The organism is Pantoea sp. X-Soil-TKNS-1279, assembly GCF_059730565.1.
The window spans coordinates 1261799-1279221 of the sequence record NZ_AP035948.1 but is presented as its reverse complement, the minus strand read 5'-3'; the positions used below and the strand labels follow the sequence as shown (position 1 = coordinate 1279221).

Below are 17423 nucleotides of genomic sequence, written 5' to 3'. Positions count from 1 at the left end.
GATAACCTAAGCGAAGCTCACAACCGTAAGAACTTTGCCATGATTTTGAATGCTCGTCTGGAAACTGAACAATCTGCCCCTGATGCTCCTCCAATTCTGTTAATTCATGGCCTGTTTGGCAGCCTGGATAACCTTGGCGTGCTGGCGCGAGGCCTGCGCGATGCGCGTCCCACCTTGCAGGTGGATGTACGCAATCACGGTCTGTCCGCGCGTAGCGACGAGATGAACTATGCGGCGATGGCGCAAGATATCGTTGACACTCTTGACGCCCACGGCCTCGATCGTGTTGGCGTAATCGGCCATTCGATGGGTGGCAAAATTGCCATGACGTTAAGCGCCATTGCGCCGGAACGCATTGAAAAGCTGGTGATGATTGATATCGCGCCGGTGGATTATCAGACACGCCGCCATGATGAGATTTTTGCTGCTATCCGTGCCGTGAGCGCCACGGGTGTGACGCGTCGCGGTGAAGCCGCCGAGGTGATGCGCACCCTGTTGACTGAAGAAGGGGTCATTCAGTTCATTCTGAAATCGTTCCAGGATGGCGAATGGCGCTTTAATGTGCCGGTGCTGTGGGATAATTACGCCACCATTTCCGGCTGGAATGAGGTTCCTGCATGGCCACATCCGGCGCTGTTCATTCGCGGGAGCGAATCGCCTTATCTGGACAATCAGCATCGTGATGCATTGCTGCGCCAGTTTCCACAGGCGCATGCGCATGTCATCAGTGGTGCCGGTCACTGGGTCCATGCTGAAAAACCTGAGGCGGTTTTGCGCGCAGTTCGCCGATTTTTTGTACTGTAAAAGCAAAAGCTTGCCGCAAAACGTTAAAGGTTGGCGTCGCAAGGAGTGCTGGAGTATGATGTCGCGCTAAAAATTTGCCGCGGATGATTTTTTCACCGTGGCTGGGCCGATAATGTATAAATTGCGCAGCGCCTTTCCGCCGTTCGCGCCCACTCAGTTTTACAAAAAATGGCAAAAGAACAAACTGACCGCACCACGCTCGATCTCTTCGCTGATGAGCGACGTCCCGGTCGCCCCAAAACCAGTCCGCTAACGCGTGACGAACAGTTGCGCATTAACAAGCGCAACCAGCTAAAACGCGACAAAGTGCGTGGTTTGCGTCGCGTGGAGCTAAAAATGAGCAGTGAAGCGGTTGACGCGCTTAATACTCTGGCAGAGCAGCAGAACATCAGCCGTAGCGAATTGATTGAACAAATGCTGCTGGCGCAACTCAAACTGTCGTAACACACGCAGACCGCACGCAGGAACACAAAGTCTCGGCTTTACAAGTTCCGCCACTTTGCCCGGTCTGCTATCATTCGCTTAACTGTGCATTCAACCCATATATCAGGATTTAAGAGGTTACTTAACTCATGGCAATCGTAGGCATTTTCTTCGGCAGCGATACCGGCAATACTGAAAACATTGCAAAAATGATCCAGAAACAACTGGGTAAAGATGTGGCCGAAGTGCATGACATTGCCAAGAGCACCAAAGAAGATCTCGAAGCATTCGATATCCTGCTGCTGGGCATTCCGACCTGGTACTACGGCGAAGCGCAATGCGACTGGGATGATTTCTTCCCGACTCTGGAAGAAATTGATTTCAATGGCAAATTAGTCGCGCTGTTTGGCTGCGGTGACCAGGAAGATTACGCTGAATACTTCTGTGATGCGATGGGCACCATCCGCGATATCATCGAGCCAAACGGCGCGGTGATTGTGGGACACTGGCCGACCGAAGGCTACCATTTCGAAGCCTCGAAAGGTCTGGCAGATGACAAACACTTCCTCGGTCTGGCGATCGATGAAGATCGGCAGCCTGAACTGACCAACGAACGTGTTGATAAATGGGTGAAACAGATTTTCGATGAGCTGCAACTGAAAGAGATCATTGAAGCCTGATCCCCTGCCCTCCTCAATGTGGGCGCTGGCTCACATTGAGTTAAAGGAATTTCCTATAAAAATAATAGCTACTGTTTTTTAACTTTTTCCCGCAAATCTGTAGAATACCCGTAACGGTCATCCGCTTATTCCTCTGGCATCAGAATGAGGCTGAGTGAAATGGAAACAAAGACCTGCACGATCCCCGCCGGCGTTAGTGACATTTCTCCTTACAGCCACTGGTGATTTTCAGGACATTGCCTTGGTTTTCATTTCACTGCTTGAGTTCTATAATGAGACGCAAATGAGAATGCGCGTGATCGACATTCAAGGCCCTGCGCCGCAAGTGACTAGCTAAGTAACAGGACAATATCCGCATGACTGACAACAACTCCGCATTGAAGAAGGCTGGCCTGAAAGTCACGCTCCCCAGACTGAAAATTCTGGAAGTGCTTCAGGAACCCGAATGCCATCACGTCAGCGCGGAAGATTTGTACAAACGCCTGATCGACATGGGCGAAGAGATTGGTCTGGCAACGGTTTATCGCGTTCTTAACCAGTTTGATGACGCGGGAATCGTGACCCGCCATAACTTCGAGGGTGGTAAATCCGTCTTTGAACTGACGCAACAGCATCACCATGACCACCTGATCTGCCTGGATTGTGGCAAAGTGATCGAATTCAGCGATGAATCCATTGAAACGCGTCAGCGCGAAATCGCCACACGTCACGGTATCAAGCTGACTAACCACAGTCTGTACTTGTACGGCCACTGTGCGTTGGGAGACTGCCGCGAAGACGAGACGCTCCACGACAAGCAGTAAAATGTGCTATGCAGTATAAAAAAACCGGTGCCAGGCACCGGTTTTTTTATGGCTGTATCACTGCACCAGCGTTTCCTGTAAATATCGCCAGCGCGGAATGGAGGTGCTGCAATCCAGCACCGCCAGTGAAATGCGGCTCTGGTTAGTGCCGTTCATCATTTGCAATTCACGATACTGAATCGTCACTTCCTTGCTTTGTTGCGAGATGATGGCATGTTCGCTGGTGGCGATACGCATCCCTTCACGCTGACCACGCAGTTGACGGAACAGCACTTCCGTCGCATTGAAATCCAGTTGCTTGCCCTGCGGTGTCACCATTTTGAAATCCGGGTGAAAGTGCGAAAGGAACAATTCAATGCTGTCGTCGGTGCTATCCGACTGATTAAAAATACGTTCGATAAGTTGATGTAATACCACTACGCTGTGTTTGGCTTCCTGAGCGAGACTTGTCATTTTTTTTCCTTTATAACCCGCGGAGCAACGTCTGAGAGCGCATAGCCTACCTGAAAAAAAGTTTTTAACACTCGTAAATGGATTAATTCTGTTAAAGTCAGATTAGTTGCAAATCCCGATAACAAGCACGTTTCGCAAGCCACAGAATAAAAGATGGCTAAACTCAAATTACAGCCAATAAAAAAGGGCGATTTCTCGCCCTTTTATCAGGATATGGGGAAAACGACAAAAAGGATTAATCGCCGATTTTCGCCCAGGTATCACGCAAACCGACAGTACGGTTGAATACCAGCTTAGAAGGCTGCGAATAAACGCTATCCGCGCAAAAATAACCTTCACGTTCAAATTGATACGGCGCAAGCGCTACTGCATCACGCAGACCCGGCTCAACAAAACCTTGTTTGATTTCCAGCGAGTTCGGGTTGATGGTGGTGAGGAAATCCTCTGCCGCACCTGGGTTCGGTACACTGAACAGACGGTCATACAGACGGAATTCCGCAGGCAGCGCATGGATCGCCGAAACCCAGTGGATCACGCCTTTCACTTTACGGCCATCAGCCGGATCTTTGCTCAGGGTATCGACGTCACAGGTACAATAGATGCAGGTGATATTGCCTTCATCATCTTTCGCTACGCGCTCGGCACGGATCACATAAGCATTACGCAGACGGACCTCTTTACCCAGCACCAGACGTTTGTACTGCTTGTTGGCTTCCTCACGGAAATCAGCGCGATCGATCCACACCTCACGACTGAACGGAACCTCACGCGTGCCCATTTCCGGTTTGTTCGGATGGTTCGGCATGGTGATGATCTCTTCATGACCCGCAGGCAGGTTCTCAATCACCACTTTCAGCGGATCCAGCACCGCCATAGCACGCGGCGCATTCTCGTTGAGATCGTCACGGATACATGACTCCAGCGAGGCCATCTCAACGATGTTGTCCTGTTTCGTCACACCAATACGCAGGCAGAATTCACGAATCGAGGCTGCGCTGTAACCACGACGGCGCAAACCGGACACGGTCAGCATACGCGGGTCATCCCAGCCTTCTACCACCTTTTCACTCACCAGCTGAGTCAGTTTACGCTTTGACATCACCGCGTATTCCAGATTCAGACGTGAGAATTCATACTGACGCGGGTGAACCGGAATGCTGATGTTGTCCAGCACCCAATCGTACAGGCGACGGTTATCCTGGAACTCCAGCGTACACAGCGAATGGGTAATGCCTTCCAGTGCGTCGGAGATGCAGTGGGTAAAATCGTACATCGGGTAGATGCACCATTTGTTACCAGTCTGGTGATGCTCAGCAAATTTAATGCGATACAGCACCGGATCGCGCATCACGATAAAGTTTGATGCCATATCGATTTTGGCACGCAGGCAAGCCTTGCCCTCTTCGAAGCCACCGGCGCGCATTTTTTCAAACAGCGCCAGGTTCTCTTCCGGCGTGCGATCGCGGAACGGGCTGTTTTTACCCGGGGCAGTCAGGGTGCCACGGTATTCGCGAATCTCTTCCGGCGAAAGCTCATCCACATAGGCCAGGCCTTTGTTGATCAGTTCGACCGCATAGTTGTACAGCTGGTCGAAATAGTTCGAGGAGTAACAAACGTCTCCGCTCCATTCAAAGCCCAGCCATTGCACGTCGCGCTTGATGGACTCGACGAATTCCATATCTTCTTTCACCGGGTTGGTGTCGTCGAAGCGCAGATTGCACTGTCCCTGGTAATCTTGTGCGATACCAAAATTCAGACAGATCGATTTCGCATGGCCAATATGCAGGTAACCATTGGGCTCAGGCGGGAAACGGGTATGCACGCTGTTGTGCTTACCGCTCGCCAAATCTTCGTCGATAATCTGACGAATAAAGTTCGTTGGGCGGGCTTCAGCCTCACTCATCTCAAAATCCTCAAATACAATACGGGTGATTTGTCCTGGAAAGTAACGGAGTATGATCCACAAAGCGCAGAAGGGAAACAACCGTTTGTTGGTCGTTTTAAAACAAAAAAGGCAGGAATCGCTTCCTGCCTTTGGGGTTTATCACAAGGGTTTAGCCTTTAACCTCGTACAAACGGGTTTCACCGGCGACCACTGACCCACTTGCCAGCAGATTGAGGCCAGCGAAATCATCGCTGTTGCTGACCACCACCGGGCTGATCATCGAACGGGCATTGGCGTTGAGGAAATCCAGATCCATTTCCAGCACTGGCTGGCCCGCCACCACCGTTGCACCCTCTTCCACCAGACGCGAGAAGCCTTTGCCTTCCAGCGCGACGGTATCCAGACCCATATGCACCACGATCTCAACACCGTTCTCGCTCTCCAGACAGAAAGCATGGTTGGTATTGAAGATTTTCACGATGGTACCGGCAATCGGTGCCACCACGGTTTTACCGGTAGGCTTAATTGCCAGACCATCACCCACCGCCTTGCTGGCGAAGGCTTCATCCGGCACCGCGTCCAGGGCAACCACTTCACCGCTCACCGGAGCCACCAGCGTGGCGATCACGCCTTTGTCGCTGTTCAGCACGGCCTGCGGCTGTGGTGCGGCGGCCTGCGGAGCAGAAGGTGCCGCAGTCGCAGCGGCGACCGGGCCTTTAGTCAGCACAGTTTTCATTGCGCTAGCGATGCTTTCCGCCTGGGTACCGACGATAATCTGCACGCTTTGTTTGTTGAGACGGATAATACCGGATGCACCCAAACGTTTCGCCACGCTGTCGTTCACCTGTGCGGCATCTTTCACGTTCAGACGCAGACGGGTGATACAGGCATCGATGTTGGTCAGGTTTTCTGAACCACCCAGGGCACCAATGTAACGACGCGCCAGCGATTCGGTCTGGCTTTCGCCACTGCCGCTGTGATCAACATTGACGTCATAGCCGTCAGTTTCATCATCAGCAGCCAGTTCACGGCCCGGCGTCATCAGGTTGAATTTCTGGATAGTGAACCGGAACACCACATAGTAGATAGCGAAGAACACCAGACCTTGTGGGATCAGCATCCACCAATGGACCGCCAACGGGTTACGCGTTGACAGCGCCATATCCACCAGGCCGGCGCTGAAACCAAAACCCGCAATCCAGTGCATGCTCGCCGCGATAAATACCGAAAGCCCGGTCAGCAGCGCATGGATGACATACAGCACCGGTGCCACGAACATAAAGGAGAATTCCAGTGGTTCGGTGATACCGGTAAAGAAGGCAGCAAAGGCAGCAGCCAACATGATACCGCCCACTTTGGCACGGTTTTCCGGACGCGCGCAGTGGTAAATCGCCAGCGCCGCACCCGGCAGACCGAACATCATGATCGGGAAGAAGCCCGCCTGATAGCGACCGGTGATCCCCGGAATACCGCTGCCATTAGCGATGGACTGTGCACCACCGAGGAATTTCGGAATATCGTTGATGCCAGCCACGTCAAACCAGAACACGGAGTTCAATGCGTGATGCAGACCCACCGGAATCAGCAGACGGTTGAAGAAGGCATAGATACCTGCGCCAACAGAACCCAGTTTCTGAATGCTCTCGCCAAAGCTGACCAGACCATTAAACACCACCGGCCAGATATACATCAGAATGAACGCGACGAGGATCATCAGGAAGGAGACCAGGATGGGAACCAGACGGCGGCCACTGAAGAATGACAGCGCTTTTGGCAGCTCAACGTGGCTGAAGCGGTTATAGACTTCCGCCGAAATAATCCCCACCAGGATACCGACAAACTGGTTCTCGATTTTGCCGAACGCGGCAGGCACTTGATCCAACGGGATTTTCTGAATCATCGACACGGCGGCCGGTGAACACAGGGTAGTGACCACGAGGAAACCAACGAAGCCAGTCAGCGCCGCAGCACCGTCTTTATCTTTTGACATGCCATAGGCAACACCGATGGCAAACAGCACCGACATATGCTCGATGATCGCGGCACCGGATTTGATCAGCAACGCAGCCAGAGCGTTACCCGCCCCCCAGCTGTCAGGATCGATCCAGTACCCCACCCCCATTAAAATTGCCGCTGCCGGCAGGGTCGCCACCGGCACCATAAGCGCTCGGCCGACCTTTTGCAGATATCCTAAAATACTCACCTTATTCTCCCCCTTTGAGACTGGCGTATTGCCGTAGCGCGGGTTGATTTTATTATCCCGGCACCCGGTAGCTTAGATGACACTTTTCACCACGAGGCGAAGTGTAGAGATAAATTAATTCGCCTCGCAAATTAAAACCACAACAACTGTGACTTTTATCACCAAAAATGACGTTTACACCCCCTAACTGCTAGCCATCATCCCAAACTTATTTTATGATGAAAAATATCAGGACGCACTTTTCCCCGTATGGTTGAGCTTAAACGGATTACGCTTAAGAACGGTCTGTAGAGAAAACGGCGACCCCACTTTTCAATCTTTAACTGAGGTGAAGACATGAGACTGATCCCTTTAGCCACACCTACCCAGGTGGGTAAATGGGCCGCGCGCCATATTGTTAACCGCATTAATGCGTTTAATCCTGGCCCAGATCGTCCCTTCGTGCTAGGTCTGCCCACCGGTGGCACACCACTGGAAGCGTACAAGCACCTGATTGAGATGCATAAAGCGGGCCAGGTTAGTTTCAAACATGTGGTCACGTTTAACATGGATGAATACGTTGGCCTGCCAAAAGAGCATCCGGAAAGTTACCACAGCTTTATGTATCGTAATTTTTTCGATCACGTTGATATCCAACCAGAAAACATCAATCTTCTGAATGGCAATGCGGAAGATATTGACGCAGAATGTCGTCAGTACGAAGAGAAGATCCGCGCTCTGGGCAAAATCCATCTGTTTATGGGTGGCGTGGGCAATGATGGACACATCGCCTTTAACGAACCAGCCTCCTCGCTTGCATCCCGTACCCGTATCAAAACGTTGACACACGAGACCCGCCTCGCCAATTCCCGTTTCTTTAACGGTGATGTGGATCAGGTGCCAAAATATGCCCTGACCGTGGGCGTGGGTACGTTGCTGGATGCCGAAGAAGTGATGATTCTGGTTACCGGTCATGTCAAAGCTCAGGCGTTGCAGGCGGCGGTAGAAGGTAATGTTAACCATATGTGGACCATCAGCTGCCTGCAGCTGCATGCCAAAGGCGTGGTGGTCTGTGACGAACCCGCCACCATGGAACTGAAAGTGAAAACCGTGAAATATTTCCGCGAAATGGAAGCGGAAAATATGAAAGGTGTGTAAGACCACGTTGTAAAAATCCTGCTGCCAGCATGGCGGTGGGCTTAGCCGGGAGAAAGAAACGATGTACGCATTAGTAAACGGCCGGATTTTTACCGGTCATGAAATTCTGGACAATCATGCGGTAGTGATTGCCGATGGCCTGATTGAGCGCGTCTGCCCACGCGATGCGCTCGACGCCACCCTGCCGCAACAGGATGTTGCGGGTGCGTTTATCGCTCCCGGTTTTATCGATTTACAACTTAATGGCTGCGGCGGCGTGCAGTTTAACGATGATATCGATGCACTGACCGTGGAAACGCTGGAAATTATGCAGCGCGCCAATGAGAAATCAGGCTGCACCAGCTACCTGCCAACGCTTATCACCAGCACCGATGCGTTAATGAAACGTGCAATCGAAACCATGCGCGCATATCTGGCTAAACATCAAAACCAGGCGTTGGGTTTACACCTCGAAGGTCCGTGGCTGAATAAAGTCAAAAAAGGCACGCACAACCCGGAATTGATTCGTCTGCCGGATGCACAACTGGTGGATTTTCTTTGCGCTAACGCCGATGTCATCACCAAAGTGACACTCGCCCCGGAGAATGCCGGTAGTGCGGTGATCCGCAAATTAAGCGATGCGGGTATTATTGTTTCAGCGGGCCACTCGAACGCCACTTATGAAGAAGCCAAAAACGGTTTCGCCGCAGGCGTAAGTTTTGCCACCCACCTCTACAATGCGATGCCGACCTTTGCCGGACGTGAACCCGGTTTGATTGGCGCGCTGTTTGATTCGCCTGATGTATACTGCGGCATCATTGCAGATGGTTTACATGTCCACTACGCTAATGTGCGCAATGCGAAGCGTATCAAGGGCGACAAGTTGGTGCTGGTCACTGATGCCACAGCCCCGGCAGGCGCCTCGATTGATAAATTTATTTTTGCAGGAAAAACAATATACTATCGCGATGGCCTTTGCGTGGATGAGAACGGAACGTTAAGTGGTTCTGCTATCACCATGATTGAAACGGTTCAGAACTGTGTAGAACATTGCGGCATTGCACTGGATGAGGCGCTGCGCATGGCTACGCTCTATCCGGCAAAGGCGATGGGAGTGGAAAAACAGTTAGGTACGGTCGAAGCTGGAAAAGTCGCCAACCTGACTGTCTTTACCCGCGATTTTCAAATCATTAAGACGTTCGTCAACGGAGAGAACGTCCTCAGCGAGTAAGCACTGAATGACCACTGGCGGCCAGACTCAAATAGGAAATGTCGATCTTGTCAAGCAACTCAATAGCGCAGCCGTTTATCGGTTGATTGATCAACAAGGGCCTATTTCGCGCATTCAGATAGCCGAAGTAAGCCAGCTTGCGCCCGCCAGCGTCACCAAAATTACCCGCCAGTTGATTGAGCGCGGCCTGATCAAAGAGGTGGAACAACAAGCCTCCACCGGTGGTCGCCGCGCCATCTCCATCATCACGGAAACCCGCCATTTTCACACCATTGGGGTGCGTCTCGGACGCAACGATGCCACGCTGACGCTGTTTGATCTCAGTGGCAAATCCCTGGCACAGGAAGATTACCCGTTGCCGGAACGTACCCAGGAAACGCTGGAAAATGCGTTATTCAACGCCATCACCGCGTTTATGGCCGCCCATCAGCGAAAAATTCATGAACTGATTGCCATTGCCGTGATTCTGCCTGGCCTGGTGGACCCGATTAACGGGGTGATTCGCTATATGCCGCATATTGCCGTCAGCCACTGGCCGCTGGTTTCCAGCCTGCAAAAACGCTTCAATGTCACCAGTTTCGTTGGTCACGATATCCGCAGCCTGGCCCTTGCTGAGCACTACTTCGGTGCAAGCCGTGACTGTGCAGACTCCATTCTGGTGCGCCTGCATCGCGGTACCGGGGCTGGCATTATCGCCAATGGTCACATTTTTCTTGGCAGCAATGGCAATGTGGGCGAAATTGGCCATATTCAGGTCGATCCGCTGGGCGAGCGCTGCCATTGTGGCAACTTCGGCTGTCTGGAAACTATCGCCGCCAATGGGGCGATTGAAAACCGGGTGCGCCATCTGTTGAATCAGGGCTATCCCAGCTCGCTGACTCTCAGCGATTGCCAGATGCCGCAAATCTGTCGCGCAGCCAATCAGGGCGATGCGCTGGCATGCGAAGTGATCGAATATGTCGGTCGCTATCTCGGAAAAGCCATCGCGATTGCCATTAACTTGTTTAATCCGCAGAAAGTGGTGCTGGCCGGTGAAATTACCGAGGCCGATAAAGTGCTGTTTCCGGCGATTGAAGGCTGCATTAATACCCAGGCACTGAATGCGTTTCGTAAAAATCTGCCTGTGGTACGCTCAGAACTGGATCATCGCTCCGCCATCGGCGCTTTTGCGTTGGCAAAACGCGCGATGCTGAATGGCATTCTGCTGCAACATCTGCTGGAAGAGTAATCGATGCCTGCCCCAGGCAGGCCATACCGGATGCAATCTATGACAATTAAAAGCGTAATCTGTGACATCGACGGTGTGTTGATGCACGACAACACCGCCGTTCCTGGTGCCCAGGAGTTCCTGCAACGCATCCTTGAAAAAAAGATGCCGCTGGTGGTGCTGACCAACTATCCCTCACAAACAGCGAAAGATTTGGCAAACCGTTTTGCCTCTTCTGGCATTGAAGTGCCGGATTCGGTGTTCTACACCTCGGCAATGGCTACGGCCGATTTTCTGCGCCGTCAGGAAGGGAAAAAAGCCTATGTGATTGGCGAAGGCGCACTGATTCATGAGCTGTACAAGGCAGGATTCACCATTACCGATATCAATCCGGATTTCGTCATCGTCGGCGAAACGCGCTCCTTTAACTGGGAGATGATGCATAAGGCGGCGTTCTTTGTTGCCAACGGCGCGCGCTTTATCGCTACCAACCCGGATACCCATGCACGTAATTTTGTCCCGGCCTGCGGTGCGTTGTGTGCCGGCATTGAGAAGATCTCCGGGCGCAAACCTTTTTATGTCGGTAAACCCAGCCCCTATATCATGCGTGCTGCGCTGAATAAGATGCAGGCGCACTCCGAAGAAACGGTGATCGTGGGAGATAACCTGCGCACCGATATTCTCGCCGGTTTCCAGGCCGGTCTGGAAACGGTGCTGGTGCTGTCGGGTGTTTCAACACTCAGCGATATTGATGCCATGCCGTTCCGCCCGGACTGGATTTATCCTTCGGTTGCCGATATCGATCTGTTCTGATTCTCTCCATCAACAAAACTTATGGCCCGGCGCACCAAAAAAGTTCGCCGGGTTTCTTTTTTTCGCGCCCTGCCTTGTTCACAAAATAGCCCGAATTGAGATTTCATTAGATGCCATCTAATGAAATGGTTTTTTAATTGAATAAAATTCAATTTATCTGCGAAGACAACATTCTTTTTATCAACCAATCGTGAATTTGCTTGCATTACCACCACCAAATAGCGCATTTTCTTATACATCACGCAGCCGATGCTGCCGGACAAACGTAGAAATAACATCCCCACAGGGTGAGATCAGGAGTCAGTTATGTGTTCGATTTTTGGTGTGCTGGATCTGAAAACCGATCCTGTTGAATTGCGCAAGAAAGCGCTGGAATGTTCCCGTCTGATGCGCCATCGCGGCCCGGACTGGTCAGGCGTCTATGCCGATGACAAAGCCATTCTGGCGCATGAGCGCCTGTCAATTGTTGACGTCAACAACGGCGCACAGCCGCTGTACAACGCCGATCACACCCACGTACTGGCGGTAAACGGTGAAATCTACAACCATCAGGCGCTGCGTGCTGAACTGAGCGATCGCTATCAGTTCCAGACCGGTTCTGACTGTGAAGTGATCCTCGCGCTGTATCAGGAAAAAGGCGTCGATTTCCTCGATGACCTGCAAGGCATGTTTGCCTTTATTCTGTGGGACAGCGTAAAACAACAATATCTGATTGGTCGTGACCATATCGGTATCATCCCGCTGTATATGGGTAACGATGAACACGGCAACTTCTATGTCGCTTCCGAAATGAAAGCGCTGGTGCCGGTGTGCCGCTCCATCAAAGAATTCCCGCCGGGAAGCTACCTCTCCAGCACCGATGGCGAAATCCGTCGTTACTGGCAGCGTGACTGGATGGATTACAAAGCCGTTGAGCACAACGTTACTGATGCCGCTGGTCTGAAAGCCGCGCTGGAAGAGTCAGTCAAAAGCCATCTGATGTCAGACGTCCCCTACGGCGTGCTGCTGTCTGGTGGTCTGGACTCGTCCATTATCTCCGCAGTGACCAAACGTTTTGCGGCAAAACGCGTAGAAGATCATGACAAGAGCGATGCCTGGTGGCCGCAACTGCACTCCTTCGCGGTAGGTCTGGAAGGTTCACCGGACCTGAAAGCGGCGAAATCGGTCGCGGAACATCTCGGCACCGTGCACCATGAAATCCACTTCACCGTGCAGGAAGGTCTGGATGCAATTCGTGATGTGATTTACCACATCGAAACCTACGATGTGACCACTATCCGTGCCTCAACGCCGATGTACCTGATGTCGCGTAAAATCAAAGCGATGGGTATCAAAATGGTGCTGTCTGGCGAAGGTGCTGATGAAGTGTTTGGTGGCTACCTCTACTTCCACAAAGCGCCGAACGCCAAAGAGTTCCACGAGGAGAACGTGCGTAAGCTACTGGCACTGCATATGTATGACTGTGCCCGTGCTAACAAAGCGATGTCAGCCTGGGGTGTGGAAGCGCGTGTGCCGTTCCTCGACAAGAAATTCCTGGATGTCGCGATGCGCATCAACCCGGAAGATAAAATGTGTGGCAGCAACGGCAAGATGGAAAAACACATCCTGCGTGAATGCTTCTCCTCATATCTGCCGGAAAGCGTGGCATGGCGTCAGAAAGAGCAGTTCTCTGACGGTGTAGGTTACAGCTGGATCGACACCCTGAAAGAAGTGGCCGCGAAGCAGGTTAGCGATCAACAACTGGCGACCGCCCACTTCCGCTTCCCGTACAACACGCCGAACTCCAAAGAAGCGTATCTGTACCGTGAGATCTTTGAAGAACTGTTCCCGATCCCGAGTGCCGCTGAATGTGTGCCGGGTGGTCCGTCGGTGGCCTGTTCTTCCGCAAAAGCGATTGAATGGGATGAAGCGTTCAAATCGATGGACGATCCATCAGGTCGTGCGGTAGGCGTGCATCAGTCAGCCTATAAATAAGATTTTTAATATCAAGTAACAGGGGCCAGAAATGGCCCCTTTTTTTATCCGTTGTGTTTGTATTGATCGAAAATTGCCGAATAAATCATCAGCCTGGTTATAAGCCAGACAAACAGGCGCATTAAGGCGAAAAACGGTAAAAAATTTGTTGACGCTACAAAGCTCAATACGCATAATGCGCCCCGCAACGCCGATGAAGGTAGCGCGAAAAAAAGATGGCTACGTAGCTCAGCTGGTTAGAGCACAGCACTCATAATGCTGGGGTCACAGGTTCGATTCCCGTCGTAGCCACCATCTTTTTTTGCGGGAGTGGCGAAATTGGTAGACGCACCAGATTTAGGTTCTGGCGCCGCAAGGTGTGCGAGTTCAAGTCTCGCCTCCCGCACCATTTCCAGTCTTCGGCAGCCGGATGGGGTATCGCCAAGCGGTAAGGCACCGGTTTTTGATACCGGCATTCCCTGGTTCGAATCCAGGTACCCCAGCCAATCCGATGAACTCTCGTGGATATGAGTCGACTATTGGGATATCGCCAAGCGGTAAGGCACCGGTTTTTGATACCGGCATTCCCTGGTTCGAATCCAGGTATCCCAGCCATCGTCGGATGTGATGTAAAGCAGTACAATTTGGCTACGTAGCTCAGCTGGTTAGAGCACAGCACTCATAATGCTGGGGTCACAGGTTCGATTCCCGTCGTAGCCACCATATAAAATTGGGGTGTCGCCAAGCGGTAAGGCAGTGGATTCTGATTCCACCATTCCGGGGTTCGAATCCCTGCACCCCAGCCATACAAAGACAATTTGACCAAACACCTATTGGGGTGTCGCCAAGCGGTAAGGCACCGGATTCTGATTCCGGCATTCCGGGGTTCGAATCCCTGCACCCCAGCCAAATTGCACAATAAAGCCCGCTTTTGCGGGCTTTATTGTTTTCTGGGTTTATGTAAAAACACATCCCCCCCGTAGCGGCGCGATTTATCGCGCTCTTTTGATTTTAAAACCTGCGCGATAAATCGCGCCGCTACGGAATGTGCAAAAATGCCAGATTAAAGCCCCAACGCGTAACGCAGCACCTGACGTTTTAACGCACCGGCGTGCTCAGCAGCGATCAATCCCAGATTACGGGCGAAACGCAGCGGCGGCAGTTTATTGCTAAAAGCGAAGTAAAACAGATCCATTCCGCCCTGCATCAACAAATTATCTCTGCGGCGCTGGCGCTGATAACGCTGCAACACCGCCGCCGATGACCACGACTCCGCCTGACTACGCGCCTGCACCAGCGTGTCCAGCAACGCATCCACATCACGATAGCCAAGATTCACCCCCTGCCCGGCCAACGGATTGATGGTATGCGCCGCATCGCCAACCAACGCCAGCCCGGCGGTGACATAGCGCGTTGCATGACGTCGCACCAGCGGAAAGGATGCCGCCGCCTGCACCTGAAAACGCCCGACGCGCGCCGGAAAATGCGCGTGGATCTCTTTTTCCAGCTGTGGCAACGGCAAACTCTGCAACTGACGAATACGTGCTGGCGCGTCATACCACACCAGCGAAGCATGCCTGCCGAACAGCGGCAAGAACGCGCGCGGCCCTTCCGGCGTAAACTGTTGCCAGGTGGCATCCCCGGCGTCATGTTCACACTCGACGCTAATCAACATGCAAGATTGCGCGTAGTTCCAGCCATGCACACCAATCCCGGCCAATTGGCGCACGCGAGAATTGGCACCATCGGCCCCCACCACCAGTCTGGCATCCAGCGTGGTGCCATTGTCCAGTTGCACATGCCAACCGCCGCTGTGCGGCAGCACATTGTCCAGACTGGCCGGGGCGCATAAGGTCACCCCATCTTCCTGCATCTTTTCCCACAACGCGCGTTGCAGCACGCTGTTCTCAACCATATAACCCAGTTCAGGCAAACCGAGTGATGCCGCATCAAAGGTGACATGGGCCGTTTGCCATTCCCAGGTTTCCAGCTTGCGGTAAGGTGCACAACGCATCGCCTGCACACGCGGCCAGACGTTAAGCTGTTGCAGCAACGCCACCGATGACGCACCAATGGCGGAAATACGAACATCCGGCGCGCACGCCGCATCAAAAGGGGCCGGTTCAGCCCGTTCAACCACCGCCACACGGAATTGCTGCTGCGCCAGGCCGCAGGCCAGGGCCGCACCAACCATCCCGCCGCCAATCACCACCACATCAAAATGTGAATCCTGCATTACCGTTATCCCTCATATCTAACGCAGCGCTCATTGTGCGAATTGTACCGGAAATTCACGTCACGATCAGAAAAGCCCTTACCCTTATACTGGTCACAACAGCAGCAAAGCATTACAATACGCGCCCAGCACTTACCTGCACTGAATTAATGGCTAGTCCAATGACCAAAAAACTGCATATCAAAACCTGGGGCTGTCAGATGAATGAGTATGATTCATCAAAGATGGCTGACCTGCTGAACAGCACCCACGGCTATACCCTGACTGAGGAAGCCGAAGAGGCAGACGTTCTGCTGCTCAACACCTGTTCCATTCGTGAGAAGGCACAGGAAAAGGTTTTCCATCAGTTAGGACGCTGGAAAACGCTGAAAGAGCGTAATCCCGACCTCATCATTGGCGTGGGTGGCTGCGTGGCTTCTCAGGAAGGCGACCATATTCGCCAGCGCGCGCCCTGCGTCGATATCGTGTTTGGTCCACAAACGCTGCATCGCCTGCCGGAGATGATCAACACCGTGCGCGGCAGCAAAAGTCCAATCGTCGATATCAGCTTCCCGGAAATTGAGAAATTTGACCGTCTGCCCGAACCGCGTGCAGAAGGCCCGACAGCGTTTGTTTCCATCATGGAAGGCTGCAACAAATACTGTACTTTCTGCGTGGTGCCTTACACCCGTGGCGAAGAAGTGAGCCGTCCAAGTGACGACATTCTGCTGGAAATCGCCCAGTTGGCGGCCCAGGGTGTGCGCGAAGTTAACCTGCTGGGCCAGAACGTCAACGCGTATCGCGGCGCGACCTTTGACGGTGACTTCTGCACCTTCGCTGAACTGCTGCGTCTGGTGGCGGCGATCGACGGTATTGACCGCATCCGTTTCACCACCAGCCATCCGATTGAGTTCACGGACGATATCATTGAGGTTTACCGTGATACGCCGGAGCTGGTCAGCTTCCTGCATCTGCCGGTACAGAGCGGCGCTGACCGCATTCTGACGCTGATGAAACGCGCGCACACGGCGCTGGAGTACAAAGCGATCATCCGTAAACTGCGCGTGGCGCGTCCGGATATTGAAATCAGCTCCGACTTTATCATCGGCTTCCCCGGTGAAACCCAGCAGGATTTCGAACAGACCATGAAGCTGATTGGCGATATCAATTTCGACATGAGCTTTAGCTTTATCTACTCCGCACGCCCAGGTACGCCAGCGGCCGACCTGCCGGACGATGTGCCGGAAGAGGAGAAGAAGCAACGCCTGTACATCCTGCAAGGCCGCATCAACCAGCAGGCGATGGGCATCAGCCGTCGTATGTTGGGTACCGTGCAGCGCATCCTGGTGGAAGGTACCTCACGTAAAAACGTGATGGAGCTGTCAGGTCGTACCGCAAACAACCGTGTGGTGAATTTCGAAGGCTCGGTCGGCATGATTGGTAAGTTCGTTGACGTGGAAATCGTCGATGTTTATACCAACTCATTACGTGGCAAAGTGGTACGTACTGAAGACGAGATGGGCCTGCGTGTGGCAGAAAGCCCGGCGTCGGTGATTGCGCGTACGCGTAAAGAGAACGAAATCGGCGTAGGTCTGTTCCAGCCTTGAAACCCCGACCTTTGAGCGACAGCGCACAAA

14 protein-coding genes and 7 tRNA genes are annotated in these 17423 nt (G+C 52.6%); 17 read left to right on the top strand and 4 right to left on the bottom strand.

The window, feature by feature from the left end; genetic code table 11:
- Positions 1–39 precede the first annotated feature (39 nt).
- From ybfF to fur, 4 genes are all read left to right on the top strand, one after another.
- On the top strand, positions 40–804 hold the full coding sequence (gene ybfF, locus AC6I8N_RS05925; protein WP_497830244.1) for an esterase: 765 nt from the start codon (positions 40–42) through the stop codon (positions 802–804).
- A 168-nt stretch (positions 805–972) separates the two neighbouring features.
- Positions 973–1248 (top strand): LexA regulated protein, encoded by a 276-nt coding sequence (gene ybfE / locus AC6I8N_RS05920; RefSeq protein ID WP_013508279.1) that lies wholly within the window; start codon positions 973–975, stop codon positions 1246–1248.
- Between the two features lie 128 nt (positions 1249–1376).
- The gene (gene fldA / locus AC6I8N_RS05915) at positions 1377–1907 is read left to right on the top strand and encodes a flavodoxin FldA (protein ID WP_013508278.1); all 531 of its coding nucleotides are present in this window, start codon (positions 1377–1379) and stop codon (positions 1905–1907) included.
- 356 nt (positions 1908–2263) lie between these two features.
- Positions 2264–2710, top strand: coding sequence for a ferric iron uptake transcriptional regulator (gene fur / locus AC6I8N_RS05910; protein WP_013508277.1), 447 nt, complete (start codon positions 2264–2266; stop codon positions 2708–2710).
- Between the two features lie 57 nt (positions 2711–2767).
- Here the strand turns inward: fur and AC6I8N_RS05905 are convergent, their stop codons facing one another.
- The 3 genes from AC6I8N_RS05905 to nagE form a co-directional block, all read right to left on the bottom strand.
- A complete protein-coding gene (locus tag AC6I8N_RS05905; protein ID WP_021182391.1) occupies positions 2768–3163 on the bottom strand; it encodes a hypothetical protein in 396 nt (131 codons plus the stop codon).
- A 235-nt stretch (positions 3164–3398) separates the two neighbouring features.
- The gene (glnS, locus tag AC6I8N_RS05900; RefSeq protein WP_021182390.1) at positions 3399–5066 is read right to left on the bottom strand and encodes a glutamine--tRNA ligase; all 1668 of its coding nucleotides are present in this window, start codon (positions 5064–5066) and stop codon (positions 3399–3401) included.
- 151 nt (positions 5067–5217) lie between these two features.
- Positions 5218–7245, bottom strand: coding sequence for an N-acetylglucosamine-specific PTS transporter subunit IIBC (nagE, locus tag AC6I8N_RS05895; protein WP_497830667.1), 2028 nt, complete (start codon positions 7243–7245; stop codon positions 5218–5220).
- A gap of 342 nt (positions 7246–7587) precedes the next feature.
- Here nagE and nagB point away from each other — a divergent pair, with 342 nt between their 5' ends.
- The 12 genes from nagB to AC6I8N_RS05835 all read left to right on the top strand — a co-directional run bounded on the left by nagB (position 7588) and on the right by AC6I8N_RS05835 (position 14480).
- Positions 7588–8388: a glucosamine-6-phosphate deaminase gene (gene nagB, locus AC6I8N_RS05890; protein WP_021182387.1), complete on the top strand. Its 801-nt coding sequence runs from the start codon at positions 7588–7590 to the stop codon at positions 8386–8388.
- Between the two features lie 61 nt (positions 8389–8449).
- Positions 8450–9598 (top strand): N-acetylglucosamine-6-phosphate deacetylase, encoded by a 1149-nt coding sequence (gene nagA / locus AC6I8N_RS05885; RefSeq protein WP_497830243.1) that lies wholly within the window; start codon positions 8450–8452, stop codon positions 9596–9598.
- Between the two features lie 7 nt (positions 9599–9605).
- Positions 9606–10826, top strand: a complete 1221-nt coding sequence (gene nagC / locus AC6I8N_RS05880; protein ID WP_021182385.1) for a DNA-binding transcriptional regulator NagC — start codon at positions 9606–9608, stop codon at positions 10824–10826.
- Positions 10827–10865: 39 nt separating this feature from the next.
- A complete protein-coding gene (locus tag AC6I8N_RS05875; protein WP_013508270.1) occupies positions 10866–11618 on the top strand; it encodes an HAD-IIA family hydrolase in 753 nt (250 codons plus the stop codon).
- 306 nt (positions 11619–11924) lie between these two features.
- Positions 11925–13592: an asparagine synthase B gene (asnB, locus tag AC6I8N_RS05870; protein ID WP_021182384.1), complete on the top strand. Its 1668-nt coding sequence runs from the start codon at positions 11925–11927 to the stop codon at positions 13590–13592.
- Between the two features lie 217 nt (positions 13593–13809).
- Positions 13810–13886, top strand: a tRNA-Met gene (locus tag AC6I8N_RS05865).
- A 9-nt stretch (positions 13887–13895) separates the two neighbouring features.
- Positions 13896–13980, top strand: a tRNA-Leu gene (locus tag AC6I8N_RS05860).
- 22 nt (positions 13981–14002) lie between these two features.
- Positions 14003–14077, top strand: a tRNA-Gln gene (locus AC6I8N_RS05855).
- A gap of 34 nt (positions 14078–14111) precedes the next feature.
- Positions 14112–14186 (top strand) — tRNA-Gln (locus tag AC6I8N_RS05850).
- Between the two features lie 31 nt (positions 14187–14217).
- Positions 14218–14294, top strand: a tRNA-Met gene (locus AC6I8N_RS05845).
- A gap of 8 nt (positions 14295–14302) precedes the next feature.
- A tRNA-Gln gene (locus AC6I8N_RS05840) sits at positions 14303–14377 on the top strand.
- A gap of 28 nt (positions 14378–14405) precedes the next feature.
- Positions 14406–14480, top strand: a tRNA-Gln gene (locus AC6I8N_RS05835).
- Positions 14481–14634: 154 nt separating this feature from the next.
- Here the strand turns inward: AC6I8N_RS05835 and ubiF are convergent.
- Positions 14635–15807 (bottom strand): 3-demethoxyubiquinol 3-hydroxylase, encoded by a 1173-nt coding sequence (gene ubiF, locus AC6I8N_RS05830; RefSeq protein ID WP_497830242.1) that lies wholly within the window; start codon positions 15805–15807, stop codon positions 14635–14637.
- Between the two features lie 161 nt (positions 15808–15968).
- Between ubiF and miaB the strand changes: the two genes are divergently transcribed.
- Positions 15969–17393, top strand: coding sequence for a tRNA (N6-isopentenyl adenosine(37)-C2)-methylthiotransferase MiaB (gene miaB, locus AC6I8N_RS05825; protein ID WP_497830241.1), 1425 nt, complete (start codon positions 15969–15971; stop codon positions 17391–17393).
- The last annotated feature ends 30 nt before the right edge of the window (positions 17394–17423 follow it).

Coding starts and splice junctions, on each gene's coding strand:
- AC6I8N_RS05905 (WP_021182391.1), bottom strand. CDS start 3,163: ATGACAAGTCTCGCTCAGGAAGCCAAACACAGCGTAGTGGTATTACAT.
- fldA (WP_013508278.1), top strand. CDS start 1,377: ATGGCAATCGTAGGCATTTTCTTCGGCAGCGATACCGGCAATACTGAA.
- nagB (WP_021182387.1), top strand. CDS start 7,588: ATGAGACTGATCCCTTTAGCCACACCTACCCAGGTGGGTAAATGGGCC.
- glnS (WP_021182390.1), bottom strand. CDS start 5,066: ATGAGTGAGGCTGAAGCCCGCCCAACGAACTTTATTCGTCAGATTATC.
- fur (WP_013508277.1), top strand. CDS start 2,264: ATGACTGACAACAACTCCGCATTGAAGAAGGCTGGCCTGAAAGTCACG.
- nagC (WP_021182385.1), top strand. CDS start 9,606: ATGACCACTGGCGGCCAGACTCAAATAGGAAATGTCGATCTTGTCAAG.
- nagA (WP_497830243.1), top strand. CDS start 8,450: ATGTACGCATTAGTAAACGGCCGGATTTTTACCGGTCATGAAATTCTG.
- AC6I8N_RS05875 (WP_013508270.1), top strand. CDS start 10,866: ATGACAATTAAAAGCGTAATCTGTGACATCGACGGTGTGTTGATGCAC.
- ybfF (WP_497830244.1), top strand. CDS start 40: ATGATTTTGAATGCTCGTCTGGAAACTGAACAATCTGCCCCTGATGCT.
- ybfE (WP_013508279.1), top strand. CDS start 973: ATGGCAAAAGAACAAACTGACCGCACCACGCTCGATCTCTTCGCTGAT.
- miaB (WP_497830241.1), top strand. CDS start 15,969: ATGACCAAAAAACTGCATATCAAAACCTGGGGCTGTCAGATGAATGAG.
- ubiF (WP_497830242.1), bottom strand. CDS start 15,807: ATGCAGGATTCACATTTTGATGTGGTGGTGATTGGCGGCGGGATGGTT.
- asnB (WP_021182384.1), top strand. CDS start 11,925: ATGTGTTCGATTTTTGGTGTGCTGGATCTGAAAACCGATCCTGTTGAA.